The 976-nt window shown below is 34.6% G+C and carries 1 protein-coding gene; it reads left to right on the forward strand.

Annotated features, from left to right (window positions below):
- The coding region (locus AC1Z3T_RS21100; protein ID WP_483396986.1) for a type VI immunity family protein at positions 1 to 973 on the forward strand (973 nt) is incomplete at its 5' end.
- Positions 974 to 976: the final 3 nt, after the last annotated feature.

Consider the following 976-nt stretch of genomic DNA (forward strand, 5'->3'; position numbering starts at 1 on the left):
AGCTGTTATATACTTCAAAGAAGGCTATAGCAATGAAATGCGTGAAGCCATTGCTCAATGTTTTGATGATTATCAAAATCACGCTAAAGATCACTTGAAATGGCTATGGCAAGATGAGCCTCCAAAAGAGGAAGAAAATACTCTTGAATACAAAAAGACTAAGCCTATTCGCAAGATTTTGAATAGCTATGGTCGAATGAAAGCTTTTGGGCTTTTATATACTAGTGGTAAGGAAAAATTCGCTACAGGAGCTTGGGAATTCTATGTGAGTGGTAAAAGTGAATGGCAATCGAAGAAAAGAGAAAGCCAAAGTACTTTAACATATTCAATGCCTATTGAATGGGTAGAAGAAAATCCAAAACTTTTTATTGATTTATTTATAAAATGTGCGCAACGCTTAAAAGCCAAACATGGCTACGCTGGGTATGCTTGTATTATTAGTAAAATCCGAAATGACAAAAATGAACCTACAGAAGCCTTCTTATCTCGTAAACTTTGGGCAATGGATGTAGGTAATGCTATGTTATCAGCAAAATATCTTGTTGATGGCATTAAAACAGTGAGTTGGCTTACAGCAATTAATTACAAATGGTTTAATAGAATTAAAAATGAAGAAGCATTAAATAGTGAACTACCGATGAATTGGTTTATTGGTTATGACTATGGTTCGGGTGTGGTTATTCAAGCTGGTGCATTACCAAATGATGGTTCAATCGAAAGTGATTCCTTACCAGCACCCTATATCTTACTTAATAGAATATTAAAGCCTCTAAGAGTTGAGAAGATTCAAGCCATTCACCGTGGTAACTACAGTACAGAAGAAAATCCATTAATTACAGGTTATCGAGCAGAAGCATGGATGAAGCGCTTTGATATTGAAGACGATCAAAAGCTTGAATATTTTACAAAGTTACAAGACGAACCTAAGTTAAATAGTCAGTATGCTTTTTTAGATAAACGTATAGATTGGTAATAG

The organism is Acinetobacter sp. B-6 (assembly GCF_056930735.1).